We start from the raw sequence: 25,671 nt of genomic DNA on the forward strand, positions 1-25,671 counted from the left end.
GGGTGCGGGCCGGCGGTCAGCCGCCCTTCGCTGCGCCCGGCGGGTGTTCCACCTGTCCATCGGCATGGCGGGCAAAGCGCGCCGGGTCTGGGCCGTGCACCGGGGCCTCGTCGGGCCAGGGCCAGCCACCAAACTGGGTGCGCTGGTAGTCGGCGAAGGCCTGTTGCAGTTCGGCACGGGTGTTCATGACAAAGGGGCCGTACTGCGCTACCGACTCGCCAATGGGCGCGCCCTGCAGCATCAGCAGCTCCAGCTCGGCGGCACCGGGGTTGTGCAGGGCCAGGGCCTCGCCGGCGGGCGGGTCAATGGCCACGCCCGGGGCAATGGCCTGACCGTCGATCTCCAGCGCCTGGCCGGCAAAGAAGTAAAGCCGACGCAGGGTGCGCGGGCCGCAGGCCGCAGGCAATGTCCAGCGGGCGTCGGGGGCCAGGCGCACGGTCCAAATGGCCACGTCGGCTTCGGGCTGGGCGGCCCAGGAGTCGGGCGGCGGAGGCAAGGGGGCCCCGCTGGCGCCGGGCAGGGCGCCGGCCACCACCGTCACCGTCACGCCAGGGGCGAGCAGTCGCGGGATCTGTTCGGCCCAGAACATGGTGAAGTGCGGCGGCGCGAACTTGGCGCGGGCCGGCAGGTTCAGCCAGATCTGGAACAGCTCTGTGGGGTTGCCCTGCGTGGTGGAGAGCAGCGGAAACATTTCGGCGTGCACCACCCCGGCGCCGGTGGTCAGCCATTGGGTGTCGCCACCGCCGTAGCGGGCGGCCGCGCCCAGGGAATCGCTGTGGTCGATGCGACCCTGGCGCACCACCGTCACTGTTTCGAAGCCACGGTGGGGGTGGGCGGGGAACCCGGGCACCTGTTGGCCGTGGTACATGCTCCAGCCGTCCCGGCCGCTGAAGTCGCTGCCGATCTGCCGGCCCGCCAGCGGAGCGTCCGGGCCATAGTGGCCGTTGCCCCGTGGGTAGCGGTCGTCGTGGTGCACGCAGAAAAGGAAGGGATCTTGCGTGGGCCAGGGCGGCATGCCCAGGGGAGTGAGGGTGAGGCGGCTTGACATGGGCCCATTGTGCGCGCAGCACCGCGGCGCGCGGGCCAGGGGGGCATGGCGGCAGCCCCGCCATCGGCCGCCCCCCACGACTGTGGCGGGATCACCTCAATGGGGGAGGCCGATGGCCGTTTGGCTTGATAAGAACGCCCGTCCGCCCCTAATTAACCGAAAGTTACACGGTTAGCCCCTATCTTCCCTTTCAGACAGCGCCGACGCCGTGCCGCTGCGACTTGCAGCCACGGCACGGTCCGGCGCGGTGCACGGGAGACGAAGATGAAAAATGGCAAGCAAGGACCGCGCCGGCACGGGTGGCGCAAGCACCGGGACCTGAGCTGGCAGGGGCGCTGCGCCGCGATGGGCGGCTTCACCCTTCTGGAGCTGATGGTGGTGGTGGCCATCGTGGGCATCCTGGCGGCGGTGGCCGTGCCGGCCTACACCGACTATGTGATGCGTGGCCACCTGGTGGACGGCAGCAATGCACTGTCCAGCCTGCGGGTGCGCATGGAACAGCACTACCAGGACCACCGCACCTACGAGACGGTTTCCGCCATCCCCGCCACCAGCCCCTGTGAGAACAGCAGCACCGCCGGTCTGTTCACCATCAGCTGCACCACGCTGACCGCCAGCACCTGGGTCGCCGAAGCGCAAGGCAGCGGCGCAGTGTCCGGATTCACCTACACCATCGACCAAGATGGCGTGATGGCCACCACCGCCCTGCCTACCAGCTGGGGGACCGCCGCCACCGGCTGCTGGATCCAGCGCAAGGGGACGTCATGCTGAGGACCGCTTTGAAGCGCCGCCGGCCTGCCGGTTTCACCCTGGTTGAGTTGATGGTCACCCTGGCCGTGGCCGCCCTGATGCTGGCGATGGCAGTGCCGGCGGCCAGCCAGTGGGTGGCCAATGCCCGCCTGCGTGCGGTGGCCGAGACGGCCCAGAATGCCGTGCGTCTGGCGCAGGCGGAGGCGGTGCGCCGCAGCCGCTCGGCTGGCTACCTGTTGACCGCCGACGTGCCATCGACCAGCGCCGTGCCGCAGGCAGACGGCGGCCGCTGGGCCGTGCTGCTGATGGTCCGCGACGGGGAGGCGAGCGTGGATGATCCCTTTCTGCGCGGCGGCACCGAGGCCGCCAGCCAAGGGGTGACCGTGACCGGCCCCGCCCTGCTGTGCTTCAACGCGCTGGGCCAGCGCAGCACGCTGACGGCCGCCGAAAACGGCCTGGGGGCGGACTGCGAATCGCCCAGCGGCAGCGATCCCGTCACCTACACCTTCACCGCCAGTGGCGCTTCGCGCAGCCTGGCCGTGCAGGTGGGACTGGGCGGCGAGGTGCGTCTGTGCGACCCCTCCCAATCGCTGGCCAGCGGACAGGTGGAGGGCTGCCGATGAGCCGTACCCTGCGTCTCCCCGGCCGCCGCATGCGTCGGGCCGCCCGGGGCGTCATGCTCATCGAGGTGCTCGTGTCGCTGGTGCTGTTTGCCATCGGGGTGCTGGGCCTGGTGGCTTTGCAGGCCACGGCCACCCGGCTGTCCACAGAAGCTGGCGAACGCCACCGTGCCTCGCTGATGGCCCAGGAGCTGGTGGCGGCCATGTGGGCCGCCCAAACGGTGAGCCTGGATACCGCCACCCTCGCGGCTTGGGAGTCCCGTCTGACCGACACCACCGCCTCCGGTCTGCCGGACGCCACCTATGACCTCAGTCCTGGCGCGGATGCCGTCACGCTCACCATCACCTGGACCTCGGTAGCCCGCGGCAGCGCCGCGGCCCAGGGCCGCTATGTCACCGAGTTCGCCCTGCCGGGCTGAACCGCGAAGAACCTGTCATCCATGAAGGACTTGAGAACAACGCCAACGGTGCGGCCCTTCGCGCGGCGCCAGCCCCGCGGCCGCGGAGCGCGCGGGCTGTCGCTGGTGGAGTTGATGGTGGCCCTGGCCGTGGGCGCGCTGGTGAGCGTGGCCGTGCTCGGCGTGCTGGTCGAGGCCGAAGGCCGTAAACGGGTGACCACCCGGCTCAACGACCTGGAGCAGGCTGGTGCACTGGCGCTCTACCAGATCGACACGCTGGCCCGCAGTGCAGGCAGCGGCTTCACCGCGGTGGCCGGGACGGGCTATGGCTGTGTGCTGCATGCCAAGGCCACCAGCGGCCAGACGCTGCCCTTGTCTGCCGCCTTGCCGGCGCCCTTCGAGAACGTGGATCCGGATGGCAGCGGACAGTTCCTGCTGGCCCCGGTGCTCATCCTGCCCGGCGCCACTGCCCACCCGGATGCCTCGCGTCCGTCCGATGCCCTGCTGCTGATGTCTGGCACGGCGGCAGCGGGTGGGGTGGCCACCTCGGTGACGGCAGCGCCCGGGACCGCGTTGAGCGTGCCGCAGACCCTCACCTTCCATGCCAACGAGCTGCTGCTGCTGCACGACCCGGTGGCGGCCAGCTGTGCCGTCAGCCAGGTGGCCAGCACCTTTGCGGGGCCACCGGCCACCAGCCTGCCGCTGGGTGGGGATTTCCATGCGGCCACGGTCGGCGGTCTGAGTCTGGCCGGGCTGGGCGACAAGACCCAGGTCCTGCCCTTGGGGGTGCCGGCCGCTGGCACGAGCCCGCAGTTCCTGGTGCTGGGGGTGGGGGCCGAGCAGACGCTCTTTGCCTACGACCTGCTGCAGACCGACGGGCAGGACCGGGCCCTGCGAGCCTTGGCCGCCGGTGTCTACGCCATGCATGCCGTTTACGGGGTGGACAACGATGACGACGGCCGCATCGACGCGTGGGCCTCGCCGAGCAGCGGCACCTACGCCGCTTCGGGTCTGGTGGCCGGCACCACCGGGCTGCCGGCCATCTTCAAGCGGATCAAGGCCATCCGGGTGGCCCTGGTGCTGCGCAGCCTGCAGCCGGAAAAGACCGTGCAGAGCGCCGACAGCCTCCATCTGTTCGCGGACCTGGAGCCGGTCGGGTTGAACCTGCTGCGCACGCTGGACGCGGCGGAGCGCCATTACCGCTACCGCGTGGTGGAAACCACGGTGGTGCTGCGCAACCCGGTGGGGGTGTCATGATGCGCCGCAGCCCAACCTCGCGCCCCGCGCGTCAGCGGGGTGTCACCCTGATCATCGTGCTCATCGCGTTGATGGTGCTGCTGGCCGGCGGTGTTTCGCTGATGCGGTCGTCCGATGCCGCCGTCACCCTGGCCGGCCAGCTGGCCTTCCGGCGGGATCTCAAGAACCAGGGCGAGCGCGGCATCGCCGCGGCCGTGGCGCTGCTCAAGACCGGGGACTTGTCCTCCGTGGCGGCCCGACAGGCCCACCTGAGCACCGCCAACTATTCCGCCACCTTGCTGGCCAGCTCGTCTGACGGCGTGCCGCAGGTGCTGCTGAGCGATGCGGCGTGGACCGCCGCGAACTTCAGCGGCACGGACATTTCCAGCACTGTCGCCGGCGTCACCGTGCGCACCGTCATCGACCGGATGTGTAACGCCACCGGCTCCGCCACTGCCGCGCAGTGCGTGTTGCAGGAGGTGCCTTGCGGCACCAGCAGCACGCAGAGCAGCGGCAAGGCCGGCGGCGAGGTGCTGACCTGCTCGACCGCCACCTACCGCATCTCAGTGCGGGTCGACGGCCCGCGCAACACGCAGGCCTTCTTCCAGAGCCTGGTGGCCCTGTGAATTCCCTCGGGCTGGGCTAACGCCCCGCTTCCCTCCACCTCCTGCACGCGCTGACCGCCTGTCATCCCATGCCCTCACCGCGCCTCATGCCGATCTCGTCCGCCGGTTTCCGCCTGCGCCTGCTGCCTTTGCCCCTGCTGCTGCTGGCGGGCGTTGCCGATGCTGTCACCCTGGCTGACGAACCCTTCTTCACCACCGCCACCGTGCCGGGCAACGTGGCCCTGGCCTTGTCGGTGGAGTTCCCGACCGCGCTGTCGGCGGCGTACAGCGGCACCAACAACTACAGCGCCGGCAACACCTACATCGGCTACTTCGATCCCGGCAAGTGTTACCGCTACGTCTACAACGACACCACGCCGGCGCAGAGCTACTTCACACCCCATGGGGCGGCCAGCAGCCACACCTGCAGCTCCAGCGCCAGTTCGCCCCTGTGGAGCGGCAACTTCATGAACTGGCTCACCATGGGGGCGCTGGACACGTTCCGCATGGTGCTCTCGGGCGGCTACCGGGCGGTGGACACCACCACCCAGACCATCCTGGAGAAGGCTTACAACTTCAGCACGTACAAGAACACCGCCAACTCACCGCTGAAGTTCCTGCAGGGGGCCGGCCATGTCGGGGGCGCCAGTCCATTTTCCTGGGGCCGGCTCAACTCCAAATCCTGGCAGATGGGCAATGCGATCCTGGTGTCGGCAGTTGATGCCGATGCCGGCGCAATGCCAGGCTCGGTGGGCTACCTGATGCACACCTCGACCTCGAACACGGTCAACAGCGACGGTGTCAATGTCATCGACTACAACAACCAGAGCGCGGCGGGCGGCACGGCCAGCGCCAGCGTGGCCTACAAGGTCTACGTGCGCATCAAGGTCTGCGACAGCAGCGTGGGTGTGGAGTCCAACTGCACGGCCTACGGGAGCAACTACAAGCCGGAGGGCCTGATCCAGGCTTATGCCGACAAGTTGCGTTTCGGGGCGCTGGGCTACCTGACCTACGGTGACCTCGTGAACCCCAACAAGCTCATCGATGGGGGCGTGCTGCGGGCCCGCATGAAGTACGTGGGTCCTATGCAGCCCGTTCCGGGCTCCACGGCCATCACCAACGCTGCTGCGGAATGGAGTGCCACCACCGGCATCTTTGCGACCCAGCCGGACAGCGCTGACGCCTCACAGACCGAGTCGGATTTTTCGCTCCCCAGCGGTACGGTGACGTCCAGCGGGGTGGTCAATTACCTCAACCGATTCGGTAACGCCGCCAAGACCTACAAGACCTACGACCCGGTCGGCGAGCTCTACTACACGGCCCTGCGCTACCTCAAGCACCAAGGCAATGTGCCGTCCTACTACGCGGCCCTGGGCAGCTCCACCGCGGCCTATGCCGATGGCTCACCGGTCATCAAGACCTGGGATGACCCCATCCTCTATTCCTGCCAAAAGAACTTCATCCTGGGCATCGGCGACACCAACACCAACTACGACGCCAACCTGCCTGGCACCACCCTGCGCAATTCCTCTGAGCCAACGCTGCCCACCGAGGTGAGCGGTGACACCACGGTGGATGTGGCCAAGGCCACCGCCATGGTGGGCAAGCTCGAGGGCATCACCTCGCTCGAGAGCACCCGGGTCAGCAACGGCACCTATTACATCGCCGGCCTGGCCTACGACGCCCACACCGTGGACCAGCGCAGTGACCTGAGCGGCAACCAGACGGTCAGCACCTACTGGCTGGACGTGTGGGAGAGCGGCTATTCCCCCAAGAACCAGTACTGGCTGGCCACCAAGTACGGCGGGTTCACCGTGCCCAGCGGCTTTGACCCCTACAGCAGCAGCAACGACACCTCCACCTTGCCTACCAGCGCCTGGGCCACCACGTCCGACACGGTGGGCTCCAACCGGCGGCCGGACAATTACTTCGCGGCCAACCAGGCCGACAAGATGAAGGCCGGGCTGACCGCCGCCTTCGCCAAGATTGCGGCCGAGACCTCGACCGCCACCACCACCGCCTACTCCGCCAGCACCCGGCGCAGTGCCAGCACCGGCAGCGCCAGCTACGCCTCCAGCTACGACCCGAACACCTGGTCCGGCAATGTGGTGGGTTCCACCGTCACCTACGACAGCAGTGGCGAGGCCACGCTGACCGCGGTGTGGGATGCCCAGGCCGTGCTGGAGGGCATGACAACGGCACAGCGCAAGATCGTGACCTGCTGCACCGCCACCGGCGCGGCGCTGCCCTTCACCTATGCCAGCTTGACGTCCAGCACCCTGCATGCCCGCACGCTGTTCTCCTCCTTCTCCTCGGTGCCTGGGGTGAGCGCCAGCTCGCAATCGGCCTCCAATTTCGTGGCCTATCTGCGGGGCGACCATGCGCAGGAGGTGGACAGCGGCGGGGTCTTCCGCAGCCGCTCCTACCGCCTGGGTGACATCGTCAACTCCAAGCTGACGGCCGTGGGAACCCCCAGCTACCCCTACACCGACGCCTACAACCCGGGCTACTCCAGCTTCCGTGCCACCTATGCCAACCGCCAGCCGGTGGTCTACGCCGGCGCCAACGACGGCATGCTGCACGCCTTCAACGGCAGCACCAGCGGCAGCGACAAGGGCAAGGAGCTGTTCGCCTACATCCCCAGCTTCACCTACGGCGACGCCGCCGCCACCTCTGACCGCTATTTCGCCACGGCTGGCCTGGCGGCCCTGGGCAACCCCACCTACAGCCACCGCTACTACGTGGACAGCACGCCTGTGGCTTTTGACCTGGACATGACCCAGACCCAAGGCAGCAGCGGCACGAGCCCGAACTGGCGCACCGTGCTGGTCGGCGGGCTGGGCAAGGGCGGCCGCGGCTACTACGCCATCGACGTCACCAACCCGGCGAGCTGGACCTCGGAATCCGCGGTCGCCGGCAAGGTGCTCTGGGAGTTCACCGACAGCCGCATGGGCTACAGCTTTGGCGTGCCCCACGTGGTCAAGACCGCCAAGTACGGCTGGGTGGTGCTGCTGAGTTCGGGCTACAACAACAGCGACGGCGTGGGCTACCTCTTTCTGGTGAACCCCCGCACAGGGGCCCTGCTGGAGGCCATCGCCACCACCGAAGGCAGCACCGGCGCCCCCTTGAACATGGCGTCGCTGCGGGCCTTCATCCCCGAGGCGGGCGACTACACCGCCGACGCAGTCTACGCCGGCGACCTGCGCGGCAACGTCTGGCGCTTCGACCTCACCGGCACCACCGGCAGTTATCCCTCGCCGCTGCTGCTGGCGCGGCTGACGGATGCCAACGGCGATGCCCTGCCCATCACCGCCATGCCCCTGGTGGCTGGCGACCCGTCCACACGCAAGCGCTATGTGATGCTGGGCACCGGCCAGCTGCTGTCAGCGCAGGACGTGCGTAAGGCCAAGGAGGGCACGCACAGCTTTTTCGCCCTGGTGGACGGGACCGATGCCACCGGCGGGTTCTACACCGCCAGCACCCTGCCCAGCGGCTACACCTATCCGCTCACCCGCAGCCAGCTCACCCAGGTCAGCAGTCTGCAGTCCGGTCTGGACACCACAAACCCGGTGTCCGCCATGGGCTGGTACTACAACGTGACTGGCGTGACCGATGTGGACGGCGACGTCTACAACGGCATCGTCGCCTTTGCCACCAACACCCCGTTGGGCGACGTCTGTTCGCTCTCCGGCACCAGCCGCTCCTACGCCGCGGCATTTGCCACCGGCAAGTCGGTCCTGCTGGACCCTGCCAGCAGCTCCGGTGGCACCCTGGAGTACAAGGAAGACACCGCCGGCCTGGCCACCGACATCACGATGATCAAGGTCGACGGGCAGGTGCAGCTCAACTACGGCGACAGCGCTGGCAACGTGCTGACCCTGGCCCTGGGCACGGGAGCCACCAGCCTGCACCGCCTGGATTGGCGTGAGATCTCCACCGTGCGTTGACCGACCGGGGGGAGGTGGCCTGCCAGGGGAGGGCCCGGCCCGTATCCCGGGTGGCTCCGGCCGGTGGGCCGCCAGCGTGGCGGTGCTGGGCCTGCACGCGGGCTTGGTGTGGGGCCTGGTGCAGGCGCTGGACACCCCCGCCGCCCGCCTGTCACCGCCGTCCTCCGCGCCGCCGCGCGCAGCGCTGCTCTGGGTGGTGGCGCAGACCAACGGCCCCCCCCCGTTGCCAGTGGCTGCAGCGGCGGTGGTGCCACAGCTTCCGCCCGCCGCGGCCCCGCAGGCGCCGTCCGCCTTGCCCGACAGGCCGGCAGCCCCGGCTTCACCTGAACCCACAGCGGCCGTCCCCCTGGCGGACTTGGCAGACCCACGCGAGGCGCGGCCTGACCAAGCTGATGAGCGCGTCGTTTCCCCCTTACCCACGGCGCCCGACCGTCCTGCCCTGCCTGTGACCGGTCTGACGCTGGAGCGGCTGGAAGGCCTGGCCTTCAGCGGTGCAGGGCTCCAGCTGCGGCTGCAGATCTCGGCACTGGGGGTGGTGGAGTCGGTGGAGGTGCTGCGTGTGCAGCCCGGGGATGAAGCCTTTGCGCAGGCCCTGGCCCAGCTGCTGCGCGACACCCCTCATGTGCCTGCCCGCCGTGACGGACGGGATGTGGCCTCGGTCAAGACCGTCTGGTTCGGCCGTGGCCCTTTACCTGAACCCGAACGGGCCTATCCGGTGGCGCGCTGAGGGATCGCCGCTCAGCGCAAACGTTCGGCCAACCACAGCCCGAGCTGGCGCTGCGCCAGCCGGGCCGCCGGCACCGGGCCGGCCATGCTGAGAAAGCCGTGAGGCAGCGTGGCGTAGTCCACCAGCGTCACCGGGCTGCCGGCGGCCAGCAGCGCAGCAGCCAAGGCATGTCCCTCGTCATGCAAGGTGTCCAGCCCGGCCAGCATCATCAAGGCCGGCGGCAGACCGGAAAAATCCGGGGCCAGCAAGGGAGCGGCCTCGCGCCAGGAGGCCGCTCGGCCCGCCTCGCCATAGGTCCAGGCGTTGAAGCGCTGCATGGTGCGTGCCGTCAGGGTGGGCCCCAGGGCATGGCGTTGGTGGGACAAGAACGGCCCCTGCGGCCCCTCGGCATGGCCCCCGGCGGCGGGCGGATACAGCAAGGCCTGGCCGCGCAGCACGGGGCCACCCGAGTCGCGGGCCAGGAGGGCCAGCACCGCCGCCATCGCGGCGCCGGCGCTGTCGCCAGCCACGGCGATGCGCTCGGGGTCCAGGCCCAGCGCGGGACAGCCGCCGTGCAACCACAGCAGCGTGGCCCAGGCATCGGCCATGCCGGCGGGCATGGGATGCTCGGGGGCCAGGCGGTAGGCTACGGTGGCCACGGCAGCGCCGCTGTCCACACACAGTTGCCGGCAGATGGGGTCGTAACCCTCCAGGTCCCCCACGCTGTAACCCCCGCCATGCAGGAACAGCACCACAGGCAGTACCGCTGCCGGGGCCTGGGCGGGCCGGTACAGCCGCACCTCCAGCGGCCCCCCATCTCCCGGAGCATGGAGCACCTGGGTCTGCACCTCCGAGGCGTCCGGCCCCGGGCCGTGGGCGGCCATGATCTGGCGGTACAGGGCGCGGGCACCTTCGGGCGGCAGGTCGGCCAAATCTGGCACCTGGGCCGCCTGCAGAGGGGCAAGCATTTGGCGGACATCAAGATCAAGCATGGCGTCGTCTCCTCAGGAAGTGCAAGAAATGAACGGTGCAATGGCCCGCGCGCGGCGGGCAGGCTCAGCGCCGCAGGCGGCCATCGCGGCCCCGCAGCACGATTTCCACGCCCGAAGCGCCCGGCGTGCCGGGACCGAAATTCAGCCGCCAGCCGCCCACGGTGGTGCCGGCCAGTCCCTGCAAGGCCTGCCAGAACGCCTGGGCCGGGGCGCCCGCCGCCGGGCCGCTGCGTGGCATGCGGGCCAGGGCCTCGGTGGCCACGCGCAGGTGCAGATAGGCCGCCAAGCCGTCGAGGTTGAGGGCCTCCGGGCCCACATAGGCTTCGGCGTCGCGCTGCAGGTCCAGCACCAGCGGCAGCCGCGAGATGTCGGGGTTGGGCAGCACGCTGGTGAACCCCACCATCTGGTTGCGGAACACCGCCAACAACTGGGTGAGCCCTGCGGTGGACAAGCTGGTCACCACGGCTGGCACCCCGGGCGCCAGCCCAAAGCGTTCGCGGTCCAGCAGGTCCAGGCTGTCCCAGCCCAGACAGAGCACCAAGGCTTGCAGCGGCGCCTGCCCTGCGCCTTGGCGTGCCTGGAGCGCCTGTTGCACTTGGACCAGTGCCGTGGCGTCGGCCTGGGGCAAAGACCAGTGCACGGCCAGCAGGGCTGCATGGCCTAGGCGCTCGGCCAGCAGGCGCTCTCGGGCGGGCTCGCTGCCGTCCCCCAGCAGGGCCACCTGGCGCACGGCCATGCCCTGCAGTTGGTGAAGCAGGGCGTCGATCTCACGGCCGTCGTCGGCCCGCAGCGGCAGCACCTGTGCGCCGTCCCCCTGGCGCAGGGCCAAGGCCCCCGAGTACGGACCTAGCAGTGGCAGCCCCACCTCGCGGGTCGCCTGTGCCGCCGCACCGCAGGCCCGCTCGCCTTGGCAATTGAGCACTGCCAGCGCACCGTCGCGGGCCAGCCGGCGCACGTTGGCGGCGGTGCGCTGGGGGTCTCCGCCGTCGTCCAGGGTGAGCAGTTCCACCGGCCGGCCCTGCACGCCGCCCTGGGCGTTGAGCCGCGCCAACCAGGCCTGGGCTCCGGCCTGCACCCGCTTGGCGGTGGCATAGCCCGGGCCGCTCAGCGGCAGGGACTGGCCCAGCAGCCAGGGCATGCCGGCGCCCTGCTGCGCCGTTGCAGCTACCGTGCCGGTGGCCAGGAGCCAGGCCAGCACGCCGCGGCACACTTCGGCGCCCCCCCGGCGGCGCGGCATGCTCATGCCAGCTCCATCGGGCGGGTGGCCACGTGGGCGGCGGGCGGGGTGGGGGCCGGACGTGCCGCCGGTTGGAGCAGCCAGCGCGCCAGCGCCGGCAGCAACACCAGGGCGCCCACCATGTTCCAGACGAACATGAAGGCCAGCAGGATGCCCATGTCGGCCTGGAACTTGATGGGCGAGAAGGCCCAGGTGCCCACGGCCAGCGCCAGGGTCAGGCCAGTGAGCAGCACCACCCGCCCGGTGAACTGCAGCGCATGCAGATAGGCCGACTGCAGCGAGTCCCCCAGGCGCAGCCGGGCCAGCATGACCGAGAGCACATAGAGCGCGTAGTCCACGCCGATGCCTACGCCCAGCGCGATCACCGGCAGCGTGGCCACCTTCACGCCCATGCCCAGGCCCACCATCAGCGCCTCGCACAGCACGCTGGTGAGCACCAGCGGCAGCACCGCACACACCACCGCGCGCCAGGAGCGGAAGGTGGCAAAGCACAGCAGCACCACCGCGCCGTATACCCACCACAGCATCTCGCGCATGGCCTGCTTGACGACGATGTTGGTGGCCGCGTCAAAACCGGCGGAACCGGCAGCCAGCAGCAGACGCTCATCGGCCACCGGATGCGCCGCAGCAAAGGCCTCCACGGCCTCAACCACGCGGCTCAGCGTGGCCGCCTTGTGGTCCTGCAGGTACACGTAGAGCGACAGGAAGCTGCAGCCCTGGTTGAACAGCTCACGCGGTGCACGGCTCTGCACCCCGCCCAGCGCGGCGGCATTGGGGAACAGGTCGCCCCATTTGAGCTGGCCTTCGTTGTAGCCCACCATGGCCTGCTTGGAGAGCTGGGCCATGGACTGGGTGGATTCCACCCCTGGCAACTGCACCAGGGCGGCGCTCAGGCGATCCAACCTGGCCAAGGTGTCGTAGCGGGTGCACTGGTCCTCGGGTGTGGTGATCATCACCACCAGGATGTCGCTGCTGGCGGCGTAGTGCCGGGCCAGGTAGGCGTTGTCTCGGTTGTAGCGACTGTCCGGGCGCAGCTCGGGGGCGCCAGGGTCCAGGTCGCCGATCTGCAGTTTCAGGCTGGCCGCGTAGCCGCCTGCGGCCAGCAGCGCGCTCACCACCAGCGCCCAGGCCGCCGGTCGAGTCTGCGTGAAGCGCGACAGCCCCCCCCACAGGCCTTGGCCGCGCCGGGCGGTGAAGGTGGCTTCGGGCTGGGCCAGGTCTCGCGCCTCCTGCTGCAGGCTGCGCCGTGCGGCCGCCGGGCTTACGCCCAGGTGGCTCAGCAGGATGGGCAGCAGCACCAGGTTGGTGAAGATCAGCACTGCCACACCCAGGCTGGCCACCACCGCCAAGTCTTGGATGACCGGAATGGGGATGATGGCCAGCACCGCAAAGCCCACGGCGTCGCATAGTAGGGCGGTGACGCCGGCCACGATCAGGCGGCGGAAGGTGTATCGCGCGGCCACCACCCGGTGGGTGCCGCGGCCGATGTCCTGCATGATGCCGTTCATCTTCTGGGCGCCATGGCTCATGCCGATGGCGAACACCAAGAAGGGCACCAGCACCGAATACGGGTCCAGCCCATAGCCCAGCAGGGCCAGCAGGCCCGCCTGCCAGACCACTGCCACCACCGAACAGGCCACCACCAGCACCGTGCTGCGAGCGCAGCGGGTGTAGCCGTAGAGCACGCCCGCGCAGATCAGCAGCGCCACGCCAAAGAACAGCATCACCTGCTGCACGCCCTCTATCAAGTCCCCGGCCACCTTCGCAAAACCGGTCACATGCACCTGCAGCGGCCCCTGCTGGTACTTGGCGCGCAGCGCCTCCACCTGGCGGGAGAGGGCGCCGTAGTCCAGGGCTTGGCCCGTGCGCGGGTCCTTGTCCAGCAAAGGCACGTAGACGATGCTGGACTGGAAATCCGCCGCCACCAGCTGGCCGATCTCACCGGAGCGCTCCACGTTCAGCCGCACCTGGGCGAGCGCGGCCGCACTGCCGTCGTAGCCGTCGCCCATCACGGTGTCGCCGTCCAGGCCCTCTTCGGTGACGGCCACCCAGCGGGTGTTGGCGGTCCAGAGCGACTTCATGAAGGGCCTGTCCACGCCGGGCAGCAGGAACACCTCGTCGCTGAGCTGGCGCAGGGTGTCCAGGTAGCGGGGACTGAATATGTCCCCCTCCGCGGTCGCCAGCACGATGCGCAGGGCGTTGCCCTGGCCGGCCAGATCGGCCCGGTGAGCCTGGTAGTTCGTGATGTACGGATGCCGGCCCGGCAGGGTCTTGTCAAAGCTGGCGTTGAGCGGCAGCCGCAGGGCCTGCCAGCCCAGCAGCAGCGTGGCCAGCAGGCTCAGGGCGATCACCCAGGGCCGGTGGTTGAACACCGCCCGCTCCAGCAGGGAGCCGGAGCGGGGGTCGAAATCCTCCAGTCGGGGGATGACCGGTTGGTGGTCCAGGGAGGTGTCAGCGTGCATGGCAGGGGACGGCACCCGGGGCGCCGTGGGGGCAAGGGTCAAGCAGGCCCGGCGGCGCTGCAGGGCGCGCCGGGCTCAAGGGGGCATGGGTGAAAGTCGCTCAGCCTCTCAGGCCAGGCTTTGGCGGCGCAGCCCGCGCAGGCCGGCCACCACCAGGGCCGTGCCGTCCGTTCCCTGGCTCCAGCTCAGGCCGGCCGCTGGCAGGCTGCCCGGCGGTGCTGGCCGGCGCTGCAGCGGCTGGCCCGGCACGCCCGGCGCTGGGACCAGCAGCAGCTCACCGCTTTGCGCCAGCACGGCCACCCGCCCGTCGGGCAGGGGCGCGGCAGCAGCCAGGCTGGCGGACACGCCGCTGTCTTGGGCCTGCCAGCGCTGGCCACCGTCGTCCGAGCGCAGCAGGGTGCCGCGCAGGCCGTGGGCCAGCAGGCCACCGCTGGGGGCGGCCACCACACCAAACAGGGTGGCGCGGCTGCCGCTGGCTTGGGCGCTCAGGCGCTCGCTCTCGGCGGCGCCGGAGTCGCCGCGCAGCACCAGGCCTTGTTCACCCACCACCAGCAGGCGGCCGCCGGTGGCCGGCCCCGGCGGCAACACGCCATACAGGTGCAGGCTGCGCGGGTTGTCCAGCGCGGGCGTGAGGGGCTGCCAACGCTGGCCGCCGTCGTGGGTGACAAAGGCCAGGCCGTAGGCGCCCACGGCCCAGGCGGTGCGGGCGTCGCGGCAGGCGATGTCAAAGAATGGCTTGTCCGGCCCTTCCTCGCCCAGGCGCTGGAGCTGGCGGGCCAGGCGTTCGTCACCCACCCGAGTGGCGGCCTCGGCGCAGGCGGCGGCGGCCTGCAGGCCGTCGAGCTGGCGGATCCAGTGCTCGCCGCTGTCTTCGGTGCGCAGGATCACCCCCAAGTGGCCCACGGCCCATCCCTGGCGGGCGTTGGCAAAGCGCACCCCGGTCAGGGTGACCTGCACCGGGACCTGGGCCGCCTGGCGCCAGGCCCGCCCACCGTCGTCTGAGAGCAGCACGGTGCCGCGTTCGCCCACGGCCACCAGGCGGGGGGCGTTGCCGTCGCCTGCGCGGGATACCGCCAGCAGCGTGGCTTGCAGCGCCCGGAGACTGGCCAGCGCCGGCCGGTCCAGCACCTCCGGGCGCGGGGCCGCCGGCCCAGGGGTGGGGCTGAGGGGCTGACCCCGGGCCGGGGCGCGGTCCACCAGCATCGGTCCGGTGGCCAGCGCCGCCAGCAGGCGCCGCCGGTGCCACCCGGGCTGCGTCACGGCCGGGGACATCAGCGTGCTCCCTCGTTGGCCAGGGCCTCGGGGCTGAAGAAGCTGCGCGGCAGCGGCGGCACTACCTGGTACTGTGCCTTCAGCTCGTTGGAGGCCATGTTCAGGTAGTAGGCGCCGGTCTGCAGGTCGTAGCCGCCCCAGAACATATTGCCCACCACGGCCGGAATGTCCGGCGCGGTCAGGGCGAGGGTGAAGTTGGTGCGCCACAGCTCACCCTTGGCGTCCCAGCCGTCCATGAGGATGATCTGCCAGGTGTCCTCGTCCAGGTAGTACTTGCGCTTGGGCACCACATGGCGCTTGCCTGCGGCCAGCGTGGCCTCCACCTCCCACACCCGGTGCAGTTCCCAGCGCACGAACTTGGGGTTCAGGGTGCCCGGGGTCACCAGATCGGCCACCGGGGCCAGGGCGGCGCGGTTGTTGTTGTAGGGGATGTAGAGTTCCTTCTTGCCCACCAGCTTCAACTCGTGCTTGTCGATGGGGCCGAAGAGCATGAAGGCCTCGTCGAACAGGCCGATGCCCGAGGTCACCGAGTCGGGCGTGTCGTAGGCCACCGACGGTGCCTTGCGCACTCGGCGCTGGCCCACCAGGTATTGCCACAGGCCACGCGGCTGGCTGGCGTTGATGGGGTCATGGGCCAAGATGGCCTCGCCGGCCTTGGAACCGGGTTCGCTGGCCAGGAACTTGCCCAGCGAGTAGTAGCCGTCGAACTGCTCCAGGCTGCCATCGGGCAGGTAGTAGGGCTTGGACAGGGTTTGGGTGCCGCCCGAGGCCATGGTGCGCTTGCCGTCCCCCGTCACCACCCACACCCGCACGGGGGCTTGCACATGGGTGCCGGTCCAGGCCAGGCGGTGGTTCTGGAACACCTCGTAGGCGTCCTTGGGGATGGGGAAGGGCACGCCGCCGTAGGCGCCTTCGGTGCCGTGCCCGCCTCCGGCCAGCTTGGCGCGGGTGGCGTTCTTGAAGGTGTTGTCGTAGACCCACTGCGGTGCGGCGGCGCTGCGGCGGGCGGGATAGACCTCGATGCGGAAGTCCGGATGCTTCTTCATCAGCGCCTTGACGCCGTCGCTCAGCCGGGCGTCGTGCTGTGCCATGTTCTGCGCGCTGATGGTCAGCACCGGCTTGTCGCCGGGATAGGGGTCGGCGCGGTGGTCACCGGGCTTGTACCCCGCTGGGGCCTGGGTCAGCCCGCCGGTCCAGGCGGGGATGCTGCCGTCCTTGTTGCCGGCGCGCTCTGCGCCCATCGGGGTGAGGGTGGTCTTGAGCTTGGCGGCCTCGTCGGCGCTGACCGCGGCGCGGGCGGGCGCGGTGGCACCCAGCCCGCAGGCCAGGGCAGCGGCCAGTGCCCGGGCCAGGAAATGCTTGCGTTGCATGAGAGAGTCTCCGTGTGGATCAGAAGGTGCGCGAGACCGCGAGGGCCACGTAGCTGCGGTCCTTGAGGGTCTGGGCAAAAGTCAGTTGGCGCGGGCTGCCGCTGCCCGGAACCAGGGTCTCCGTGAAGGTGCCGGGCCGGCCGAAGTAGTCGGTCCAGGTGAGGCTGGTGTTCCAGACGTTGTCCACCTTGGCCTTGACGCCCAGGCTCACGTCCCCGGCGTTGCTGGCGCCGCCGGCAAAGTTGGCGATGGCCGAGGAGCGGCCGCCAAAGTTGTAGCCCAGGCCCATGGGCAGGGAGAGGTCCACGCCCGGCAGCACCTGGAAGTACTGCGGCTCGAACAGCATGCGGAAGGCGAAGGCGCCCTTGGTGGTGTTCGGGTCCAGGCCGCCCAGGCCTGCGCTGGTGCCGCCCGGGCCCAGGGCGAAGGGGTCCTCGGTCACCTTCACGGTGCGGTTGTAGGCCAGCTCGGCCAGCACCGCGCCGCCCTGCCACAGCGGGCCGGGTTGCAGCACATAGATGCCCGAGGCCTGCAGGTGGGCGGTGCGGCCCACGGCGTAGCAGGGGGCGGCGCCGGCGGTGCCGCAGGCCGTCACCGGGCCCAGGCCGAGCACGGCGGGGTCGCTGTTGAGCGGGGCGTTGCTGCGCAGCGAGCCTTCCACCGCCCAGTTCAGCTGGCCCGCCGAGGCGGTGACGCTGGCACCCACCGTGCGGATGTTGCTGGCGTAGGCCAGGTGCACATTGCCGTTGACGAAGTCGAACACCGGCACGGCGGGCGTCTTGTCGTGGTACTGCGTGGCGTAGAAGCCGAATTCGAAATCGCTGCCCATGGGGCTCCAGCGCAGTTGCACGCCGCCTTGGCCGCTGTCCTTGGGCCGCAGGTCGGCCTGGTTGTCCTGGTACAGAACGATGGGCGCGCCACTGCTGTCGTTGCCGAAGTTGACGCTGCCCGTGCCCACATAGTCCTGGTTGGAGAAGTAGCTGCCGACGCCAGGGATCTTGCTGGGCCGCCACTTGAGCTGGTAGTAGGCGCCCAGGGTCAGGCCCTCAGCGACCTGCAGTGAGCCGGAGACCTGCTCCACCGGCAGCAGCACTTCCTTGAACTGCCAGCCGGGCACCGACATGATCTTGGCGATGTCCACCGGCCCCTGCGCATTGGCAATGCCGTTCTGACCAAAGAACAGGCTCTCGCCCCACTGCAGGGTGTGCTTGCCCAGGCGCACGGTGCCGGGCAGGCCGCCGACCTCGCCCTTGGCGTAGACGAAGGCGTCCAACACCTCGCCTCCCTGACCATGCTGGCGCCGCGTGGCGGCCAGGAACTCATCGGGGGCCTGGCCCGCGCTGCCGTTGGCGGTGCTGAAAGCGCCGAGGGCGGCCGGGCCGGCACGGAACGGGGTGGCGCCGCTGTAGTCGGAGCGGCCCAGGTAGGCGCTGTCACGCCAGCCCGCCCCGCTCAGACGCGCGCCCCAGCCCGGCGCGGCCACGTCCAGCTCGGCCAGCAGGTCCAGGCGGCTGGAGATCAGCCCCTTATTGAAGTTGTGGTTGCCGTCGTCCTCGTTGAGCACGCCCGGGTCGGCGGTCACGTCCACCGAGGTGGCAATGGACGGGTCCTTCAGCCGCCAGGCGGCGCTGTACTTGGGCGTGAGGTCCAGGCGGACCTTGAGCGCGGAATCGGTACCGGTGTCGATGTCAAAGGCATGGCCGGCGGCGGGCAGCGCGAGCGCTGCCGCCACTGCCAGCACATGGCGGCGGTGTTGCATGGGAATGTCTCCAGTGGAGGAAGGAGCCGTGGTCTGCGCCACGGGCTGTGGGAGAACGGGGGCGGGGGCCGCTCAGGGCTGCAGGCGGAACTGGCCCTGCTCGATGCGCAGCACCACAACACCCCGGGCGTCAAAGCCGATGTGGTCGGTTGGCGTGAAATTGACAACGCCGTGCGAGAGCGCGATCTCGCGCTCGCTCTCCAGCGCCTGGCGCAGGGCCTGGCGGAAGGCGGCGGTACCGGGCTGCGCCTGCTTGAGCGCCAGCGGCACGATGCGCTCCAGCACCTGCAGTGCGTCATGTGCATGGCCACCAAACTGGGTGCGGGAACCCGGGCCATGTTTGCCTTCAAAGGCCTGCACATAGGCCAGGGCCACCGGGCGGCTGGGGTGGCTGGCAGGCAACTGCTCGGCCACCAGCATGGGGCCGGCGGGCAGCACCGCCCCCTCCATCAGCTTGCCGCCCACGCGGATCAGGTCGGGCGAGGCCGCGCCATGCGTGTGGTAGATCGGGCCCTTGAAACCCCGCTCCCGCAGCGCGGCCTGAGGCATCACCGATCCCGTGCCGGCGGCCACCACCAGCACGGCCTCAGGCTGGCTGGCCAGGACCTTCAACACCTGGGCGGTGACGCTGGTGTCGGGCGGGGCAAAACGCTCGGTGCCGATGATCTGCAGCCCCTGCGCCTGGGCGGCCGGCCCGAAGGCCTGCACCCAGCTTTCACCGTAGGCCTCGTTCCAGCCCAGCACCGCCACCTTGTGCACCTTGTCGGCGACCATGCGGCGGGCCAGGGTCTGGGCCATCAAGGACACCGGCTGGGGCAGGGCAAAGGTCCAGTCCTGGGCGCCGCCGGGCCGGGGGGCGGGTGCCAGGGCCAGTTGCACCGTTCGCGTCTCCGTGGCCACCTGGGCCACGGACAGCACGGCGGGCACGCCGGAGGAGCCCAGGAGCACGTCGGCCTGCTGCTCCGTCACCAGGCGGCGGGCGTTGCGCACGGCGGCAGAAGGGTCCGAGCCATCGTCCAGCACTACCACCTTGAGCGGCTGGCCGGCCAGCGTCTTGGGCCACAAGGCCAGCGAGGCCTGCACCGGTAGCCCCAGCGAAGACAGCGGGCCGGTGGTCGAGAGCGTGACGCCCACCGTGATATCGGCCCGGGCGGGCAGGGCGGCCAGGCTGGCCACGGCCGCTGCGCAGACGGTCAGCCAGCGGCTCAGCCGCGGCGAAAAGGACAAGGGCATAGGAGGTCTCCAGGACGCCCGGCCTCGTGGGACCGGGTCATGAACGAACGGTGAGGGCGTCGGCGGCACGGCCGCTTGGCGGCTTGGTCGTAGACCTCAGAGGTAGGTGGCGGCCAGCCCGCCATCCACCGGCAGGTTCACGCCGCTCACCCAGCGCGCGGCGTCCGAGCACAGGAAGGCGATGACCGGCGCCACCTCGTCGGCGTAGGCCGGGCGCTTCATGCGGTGGGCGTCCTTCTGCACCCGCTCCTCGCCCAGCATGGTCACGAAATCTCCCAGGATGGGGGTGAACACCGGCCCCGGGGCCACCGAATTCATGCGTACGCCCTGCGTCAGGAACCAGGGCTGGGACTGGGCGGCTGTCCAGACGATCAGCGCCTCCTTGAAGTACTGGTAGCAGGTTGCCTGCGCCACCGGGTGGCGGGCCAGCCAGGCCAGGCCGGCCTCAAAGCTGGGGGTCTCGGCCAGGGCCTTGTGCACGTCCAGGCGCAGCGGCCATTCGGCCCCCAGGATGGAGGCGATGTTGACGATGCTTCCGCCCTGGGGCAGGCGTTCCAGCATTTGCTGGCAGAGGTGGCGAAGGCCCAGGTAGTTGACGCGGGCCACCAGATCGACCGGGGCGGTGCCGGGGACACCGGCGATGTTGCACAGGGCATCGATGCGTGCGGGCAGTTGCTTGACGGCGGCATCAATGGCCGCCTGCTCCGACAGGTCTGCCTTGATGAAGCCGTCCAGCGTGATGCTGGGGTCTTGGCGGTCCATGCCGATGACACAGGCGCCTAGCTGGCGCATCAGGCGGGCGGTCTCGCTGCCGATGCCCGAACTGACGCCGGTGATGACGATGGTCTTGCCGAAAAGGGTTTGACTCATGGCGGGTTCCTCGGTGTTTGGGAAGGGGGTCTGCGGTCGGGGTTGGAAAGGACCGGATGGCCCGTTTCGTCAAAGCCCCTCAGGAGACGGGGCAGGTGCCCTGGGGCCATCCGGTGAAAGACTGGTCGCGGTTCAGAAGGGGTAGGCGGGCGGCGCGTTCTTGACCGTGACCCACTGCCAGGTGCTGAACTGCTCGATGTCAGCCGGCCCGCCGTGCGAGCTGCCGTTGCCGGCGATGCCGGGCCCGCCGAAGGGGTTGTTGGCGTCGTCGTTCACCGTCTGGTCGTTGATATGCAACATGCCCACGTGCAGGCGCTCGCCCAGGGCCAGGGCGCGCCCCAGGTTGGGTGAAATCACCGCGCCGGCCAGGCCGCCAGGGCCTTGGTTGGCCAGGGCCACGGCCTCCTCGTCCGTGCGGAAGGTGCAGAGGTTCACCACCGGCCCGAAGGTCTCGTGGTCAAAGGTCGGCATGCCCGGGCGCACGCCGGCCAGGACGGTGGGGCTGTAGAACAGGCCATCGTAGGTGCCGCCAGCCAGCAGGCGGGCGCCTGCGGCCACGCTGCCCATGACCTGGGCATGGACCCGGTCGCGCTGGCGGGCGTCGATCAGGGGGCCTAAGGCCACCTGGCCGGTGGCACCATTGCCCATCGGCAGGTGCCGGGCCTTGACCACCAGGCGCTCGCTCAAAGCCGGGGCGATGGACTCGTGCACCAGGATGCGGTTGGACTCCATGCAGATCTGGCCCTGGTGCAACCAGGCGCCCCAGGCCACGTTGGAGGCGGCCAGATCGAGGTCGGCATCCTCCAGCACCACCAATGGGTTGATGCCACCCAGTTCCAGCGACACCTTCTTCAGGTGCTTGCCGGCCAGCTCGCCAATGCGGCGGCCGACGCCGGCCGAGCCGGTGAAGGAGATCATGGCCACGCCGGGATCGGTGACCAGCGCTTCGCCCACGGCAGGGCCTCCCGGCAGCACGTGCAGCACGCCGGCCGGCAGGCCCGCCAGTTCAAACACCCGGGCAATCAGCAGGCCGCCGCTGATGGGCGTGCGGGGATCGGGCTTGACGACCACGGCATTGCCCAGCGCCAGCGCCGGGGCCACCACCCGCAGCGTCAGGATCAGCGGGAAGTTGAAGGGAGAGATCACGCCCACCGTGCCCAGCGGCACCCGTTTGGCCAGCGACAGGCGCCCGGGCACGCTGGGCAGCACCTGGCCGGCGGCGTGCAGTGGCAGGGCGCCGGCCAGGTGGCAGAACGCCGCCGCCTCGCGCAGCTCATGCTGGCCCTTGGGCAGGATGCCGCCGGACTCGCGGGTGACCCACAGGGCCAGTTCGTCAAGGTGCTGCTCGAACAGGCGCGCCGCACGTTGGAACACGGCGGCCCGCTCACGCGGCGGCAGGGCGGCCCAGGCGCGCCGGGCGGTGGCGGCGGCCGCGCTGGCGGCGGCCACGTCGACCGGCTTTGCCAGGCCCACGGTAGCAAGGGTCTGGCCGGTGGCCGGCTCGGTCACCGTCAGGGGTTCGTGGCCGATCTGCCAGCCCTGGCTGAAGAAGCGGCCCGGCCAGGGCGCGGCGTTCAGCAAGGAGGAAGGAGAAGAAGTGCTCATGTCGTCAGGCTCCTGGTTGGCAGACCGACGGTCCGCCATGCCTGCCTCAGCGCAACGGCCGTGCCGACACCGCCAGAAGACCCGCGCCGCATGGGCTGGCGGGCCGTCCGGCGCGGCCCGGTTCTCATAGGGCCGCCACCCCCGCACCCTGGGACTTTCCCCAGGGCCGGCGGATGCCGCGCAGCACAGGGAAAACCCACCCGAATCCACCTGCTTAAATGGTGAACATTTCAGGCCATTCCGTTGTCGTGGATTGACGAAATGAGAAAAACGCCACCCGCCAAGACCCCCCGCATTTCCCTGGCCGAAGCGGCCCGCGAGACCGGCGGCCTGCTGAAGAAGGGCCGGGTGGACCAGATCGCGCCCGGTCACCACCCCACCATGGCCGACCTGACCGAGAGCCTGTTCTTCTCGCCCGGTGACGGCCGCATCTGGCTCAACGACCAGCGTATGCTGCTGCTGCACAGCTCGGCCATGGGCCACCTGCGGCGTGAGCTGATCGACACCCTGGGCCGCGAGCGGGCCCGTGGCCTGCTCACCCGCGCCGGCTACGTGGCCGGCGCGCGCGACGCGCAGTTGGTGCGCGAGCGCTGGCCCCAGGGCGACACCACCACCGTGTTCATGGCCGGCACGCGGCTGCACGCGCTGGAGGGCATCGTCAAGGTCACGCCGGTGAGTTATGACTTCGACATCGACCGTGGCACCTACGAGGGCGAATTCCTCTGGGAGCACTCCAGCGAGGACGACGAGCACATCGAGGCCTACGGCATCGGCACTGAGTCCGCCTGCTGGACCCAGGTGGGCTACGCCACCGGCTACGTCACCAGCCTGTTCGGCCAGCTGGTGATCTTTCGCGAGCTGGACTGCCGCTCGATGGGGGCGGCGGTGTGTCGGGTGGTGGGCCGCAACGCCAGCGCGTGGGGCGATGTGCGCGAGGACTTGCGCTACTTAGAGGCCAAGGACTTCCGGGCGCTGGCGGCTGCCTCACCGCCCGCCCGGGCCACGTTGCACGCCGCGCCACCACCGCCGGTCGCCGCCGGGGAGGGGCCCGGGCAAGCCCGCACCGCCCCCGCAGCCACCGCCGGCGGGCGGCATGAAATCGTGGGGGCCTCATCGGCCTTCAACTCGGCCTGCCACCAATTGGCGCGTGTGGCGCCCACCCAGGCCACGGTGCTGTTCACCGGCGAGTCGGGCGTGGGCAAGGAGGTGTTTGCGCGGCGCCTGCACCGCATCAGCCGCCGCGCCGAGGGCCCCTTTGTGGCCGTGAACTGCGCCGCCATCCCGGACACGCTGATCGAATCCGAGCTGTTCGGGGTGGAGCGTGGCGCCTTCACCGGCGCCAGCGTGTCACGGCCAGGCCGTTTCGAGCGGGCCGACGGCGGCACGCTCTTCCTGGACGAAATCGGCACGCTGAGCTTGGTCAGCCAAGGCAAACTGCTGCGGGCCCTGCAGGAAGGCGAGATCGAACGCGTGGGCGGCAGCAAGACCGTGCAGGTGGACGTGCGCTTGGTGGCCGCCACCAATGTGGACCTGCTTGCCGAGGTGGAGGCTGGCCGCTTCCGTGAAGACCTGTACTACCGGCTCAACGTGTTTCCGATGCACCTTCCGCCCCTGCGCGAGCGGCGCGACGACATCCCGCTGCTGATGAACCACTTCCTGCAACGCGAATGCGCCCGCCACGGACGCGAGGTGGTGGGCTTCACCCCCCGGGCGGTACGCGCCCTGCTGGGCTACGCCTTCCCGGGCAACATCCGCGAGCTGCAAAACTTGGTGGAGCGCGGCGTGATCTCGGCCGAGGAGGGCAAGGCGATTGACGTGCCCCACCTGTTCCGCCGCGAGCAGCTCAGTGACGAAACTCTGCTCGCGCTGGGCGCCAGTGGCCACCTGGGCCGCCCGGCCAGTGCCGACCCGCAACACCTGCACGGCCTGCTGCGCGACGCGTTGGGTACCGAGCAGCTCAGCCTGGACGCGCTGGAAGCCCGCCTGCTTCGCGACGCACTGCTGGCGCACGAAGGCAACGTCTCTGCCGCCGCACGAAGCCTGGGGCTGAGCCGCGCCCAGTTCGCCTACCGGCTGGACAAGCAGCGGCCGGCGGCTGCCGCCGATTAGTTGCGCCCGCTGGCGTGTGGCCGCCTCAGCGCGCCCAGCTCGGCCGCTTGGGGTGGTATTGCCAGCCGGGGAAGATCTGGCGCATGGCCAGCGCGTCGTCGCGGGCGGTGGCGGCCACCTGGCGGTAAAGGGCGTGGGCCGCTTCGATGCGCGCCATGTCGGGCGTGATGCCCAGGCCGGGGCGGTCGGGCACGCGCACCTGGCCGCCTTCGATGCGCAGCGGCTCGGTGGTCAGGCGCTCGCGGCCTTCCTGCCAGATCCAGTGGGTGTCGATGGCGGTGATGGGGCCCGGGGCGGCCGCGGCCACATGGGTGAACATGGCCAGCGAGACGTCAAAGTGGTTGTTGGAATGGCTGCCCCAGGTCATGCCGAAGGACTGGCAGAGCTGGGCCACGCGCACGCTGCCTTCCATGGTCCAGAAGTGCGGGTCGGCCAGTGGGATGTCCACCGCGTCCAGGCGCAGCGAGTGGCCGAGCTGGCGCCAGTCGGTGGCGACCATGTTAGTGGCGGTGCGGAGGCCCGTGGCACGGCGGAATTCGGCCATCACCTCGCGGCCGGAGTAGCCATCCTCCGGGCCGCAGGGGTCTTCGGCATAGGCCAGCAGGTGGCCCTGGCCACGGCACACCTCGATGGCTTCGGCCAGTGACCAGGCGCCGTTGGGGTCCAGCGTGACGCGGGCCTGCGGGAAGCGTGCCTTGATGGCGGCCACGGCCTGCATCTCGTCGGCGCCGCGCATCACGCCACCCTTGAGCTTGAAGTCCTGGAAGCCGTAGCGGGCATGCGCCGCCTCGGCCAGGCGGGCCACGGCCTCGGGCGTGAGGGCGGCCTCGTCGCGCAGGTTCAGCCAGTCGTCGCCCGCGGCGACGGGGCCCTGCGGGCCGGCGTAAGGCAGGTCGGTCTGGCGGCGCTCGCCGATGTAGAAGAGGTAGGCCAGCATGGGGACGGCGTCACGCTGCTGGCCTTCGCCCAGCAGCTCAGCCACCGGCACGCCCAGGTGCTGGCCCAGCAGGTCCAGCAGCGGCGCCTCGATGGCGGTGATGACGTTGTCCATGCGCAGGTTGATCTCGTGCGGCTGGCGCAGCACGGCGGCCTCAGCCGCATCGGTCACCTGATGCACGGTGGCGCTGTGGGCGCCACCGCCACCCAAGGTGGCGCGCACCCGGTTGAGGGTGCGGCGGTAGGCGCCCAGGGGCTGGCCGATCACCAGCGGCGCCACGCGCTCCAGCGCCTGTCGGATGCCCTCGCCGCCAGGCACCTCGCCCAGGCCGGTATGGCCGGCGGAGTCGGTGAGCAGGACCAGGTTGCGGGTGAACCAGGGCGCATGCGCGCCGCACAGGTTCAGCAGCATGCTGTCCTGGCCCGCCACGGGCACCACCCGCATGGTGGCGACAACGGGGGTGGCGTGGGGAGCGGCGGAAGCGGTAAAAGCGGTGGAGGCCATCTTGAACAGGG

Annotated in this window: 19 protein-coding genes; 8 read left to right on the forward strand and 11 right to left on the reverse strand. The window is 70.2% G+C overall.

Annotated elements, in window-relative coordinates; genetic code table 11:
* Positions 1 to 16: 16 nt before the first annotated feature.
* Positions 17 to 1,048, reverse strand: coding sequence for a pirin family protein (locus G3A44_RS12865; protein ID WP_163457931.1), 1,032 nt, complete (start codon positions 1,046 to 1,048; stop codon positions 17 to 19).
* Positions 1,049 to 1,312: 264 nt separating this feature from the next.
* On the opposite strand from G3A44_RS12865, the gene G3A44_RS12870 reads away from it, so the two are divergent.
* From G3A44_RS12870 to G3A44_RS12900, 7 genes are all read left to right on the forward strand, one after another.
* Entirely contained in the window at positions 1,313 to 1,819 is a 507-nt protein-coding gene (locus G3A44_RS12870; protein ID WP_310734372.1) for a type IV pilin protein, read from the forward strand.
* Positions 1,813 to 2,421 carry a pilus assembly FimT family protein gene (locus G3A44_RS12875; protein WP_163457973.1) on the forward strand — a complete coding sequence of 203 codons (609 nt, stop codon included), beginning with the start codon at positions 1,813 to 1,815 and terminating at the stop codon, positions 2,419 to 2,421. Before G3A44_RS12870 ends, G3A44_RS12875 begins: the two co-directional genes overlap by 7 nt.
* Complete coding sequence (gene pilV / locus G3A44_RS12880; RefSeq protein WP_163457932.1) at positions 2,418 to 2,837, forward strand: type IV pilus modification protein PilV; 420 nt, start codon at positions 2,418 to 2,420, stop codon at positions 2,835 to 2,837. The genes G3A44_RS12875 and pilV overlap by 4 nt, the downstream gene beginning before the upstream one ends.
* A 21-nt stretch (positions 2,838 to 2,858) precedes the next feature.
* Positions 2,859 to 4,073, forward strand: a complete 1,215-nt coding sequence (locus tag G3A44_RS12885) for a PilW family protein (RefSeq protein WP_163457933.1) — start codon at positions 2,859 to 2,861, stop codon at positions 4,071 to 4,073.
* Complete coding sequence (locus G3A44_RS12890; protein ID WP_163457934.1) at positions 4,073 to 4,678, forward strand: pilus assembly PilX family protein; 606 nt, start codon at positions 4,073 to 4,075, stop codon at positions 4,676 to 4,678. The genes G3A44_RS12885 and G3A44_RS12890 overlap by 1 nt, the downstream gene beginning before the upstream one ends.
* 86 nt (positions 4,679 to 4,764) lie before the next feature.
* Positions 4,765 to 8,604, forward strand: coding sequence for a pilus assembly protein (locus G3A44_RS12895; RefSeq protein WP_163457935.1), 3,840 nt, complete (start codon positions 4,765 to 4,767; stop codon positions 8,602 to 8,604).
* A gap of 445 nt (positions 8,605 to 9,049) precedes the next feature.
* The gene (locus tag G3A44_RS12900) at positions 9,050 to 9,331 is read left to right on the forward strand and encodes a hypothetical protein (protein WP_163457936.1); all 282 of its coding nucleotides are present in this window, start codon (positions 9,050 to 9,052) and stop codon (positions 9,329 to 9,331) included.
* A gap of 11 nt (positions 9,332 to 9,342) precedes the next feature.
* Here the strand turns inward: G3A44_RS12900 and G3A44_RS12905 are convergent, their stop codons facing one another.
* The 9 genes from G3A44_RS12905 to G3A44_RS12945 all read right to left on the reverse strand — a co-directional run bounded on the left by G3A44_RS12905 (position 9,343) and on the right by G3A44_RS12945 (position 22,110).
* On the reverse strand, positions 9,343 to 10,302 hold the full coding sequence (locus G3A44_RS12905) for an alpha/beta hydrolase (RefSeq protein WP_163457937.1): 960 nt from the start codon (positions 10,300 to 10,302) through the stop codon (positions 9,343 to 9,345).
* Between the two features lie 64 nt (positions 10,303 to 10,366).
* On the reverse strand, positions 10,367 to 11,545 hold the full coding sequence (locus tag G3A44_RS12910; protein WP_163457938.1) for an ABC transporter substrate-binding protein: 1,179 nt from the start codon (positions 11,543 to 11,545) through the stop codon (positions 10,367 to 10,369).
* Entirely contained in the window at positions 11,542 to 14,001 is a 2,460-nt protein-coding gene (locus tag G3A44_RS12915) for an efflux RND transporter permease subunit (RefSeq protein ID WP_163457939.1), read from the reverse strand. The genes G3A44_RS12910 and G3A44_RS12915 overlap by 4 nt, the downstream gene beginning before the upstream one ends.
* Positions 14,002 to 14,109: 108 nt before the next feature.
* Positions 14,110 to 15,273, reverse strand: coding sequence for a YCF48-related protein (locus G3A44_RS12920; protein ID WP_163457940.1), 1,164 nt, complete (start codon positions 15,271 to 15,273; stop codon positions 14,110 to 14,112).
* Positions 15,273 to 16,643, reverse strand: a complete 1,371-nt coding sequence (locus G3A44_RS12925) for a DUF1329 domain-containing protein (RefSeq protein ID WP_163457941.1) — start codon at positions 16,641 to 16,643, stop codon at positions 15,273 to 15,275. Before G3A44_RS12925 ends, G3A44_RS12920 begins: the two co-directional genes overlap by 1 nt.
* Before the next feature lie 19 nt (positions 16,644 to 16,662).
* A complete protein-coding gene (locus tag G3A44_RS12930; protein WP_163457942.1) occupies positions 16,663 to 18,402 on the reverse strand; it encodes a DUF1302 domain-containing protein in 1,740 nt (579 codons plus the stop codon).
* Between the two features lie 72 nt (positions 18,403 to 18,474).
* A complete protein-coding gene (locus tag G3A44_RS12935; RefSeq protein WP_239061855.1) occupies positions 18,475 to 19,635 on the reverse strand; it encodes an ABC transporter substrate-binding protein in 1,161 nt (386 codons plus the stop codon).
* 96 nt (positions 19,636 to 19,731) lie between these two features.
* Positions 19,732 to 20,505, reverse strand: coding sequence for a coniferyl-alcohol dehydrogenase (locus tag G3A44_RS12940; RefSeq protein WP_163457943.1), 774 nt, complete (start codon positions 20,503 to 20,505; stop codon positions 19,732 to 19,734).
* Positions 20,506 to 20,637: 132 nt separating this feature from the next.
* The gene (locus G3A44_RS12945) at positions 20,638 to 22,110 is read right to left on the reverse strand and encodes a benzaldehyde dehydrogenase (RefSeq protein ID WP_163457944.1); all 1,473 of its coding nucleotides are present in this window, start codon (positions 22,108 to 22,110) and stop codon (positions 20,638 to 20,640) included.
* Between the two features lie 261 nt (positions 22,111 to 22,371).
* Between G3A44_RS12945 and G3A44_RS12950 the strand changes: the two genes are divergently transcribed.
* On the forward strand, positions 22,372 to 24,219 hold the full coding sequence (locus G3A44_RS12950; protein WP_163457945.1) for a sigma-54-dependent Fis family transcriptional regulator: 1,848 nt from the start codon (positions 22,372 to 22,374) through the stop codon (positions 24,217 to 24,219).
* A 25-nt stretch (positions 24,220 to 24,244) separates the two neighbouring features.
* Here G3A44_RS12950 and G3A44_RS12955 read toward each other — a convergent pair whose 3' ends face one another.
* Entirely contained in the window at positions 24,245 to 25,660 is a 1,416-nt protein-coding gene (locus tag G3A44_RS12955) for an enolase C-terminal domain-like protein (protein WP_239061856.1), read from the reverse strand.
* Between the last annotated feature and the right edge of the window lie 11 nt (positions 25,661 to 25,671).

It is taken from the genome of Ideonella livida (assembly GCF_010499455.1).
Classification (GTDB): domain Bacteria; phylum Pseudomonadota; class Gammaproteobacteria; order Burkholderiales; family Burkholderiaceae_C; genus Ideonella; species Ideonella livida.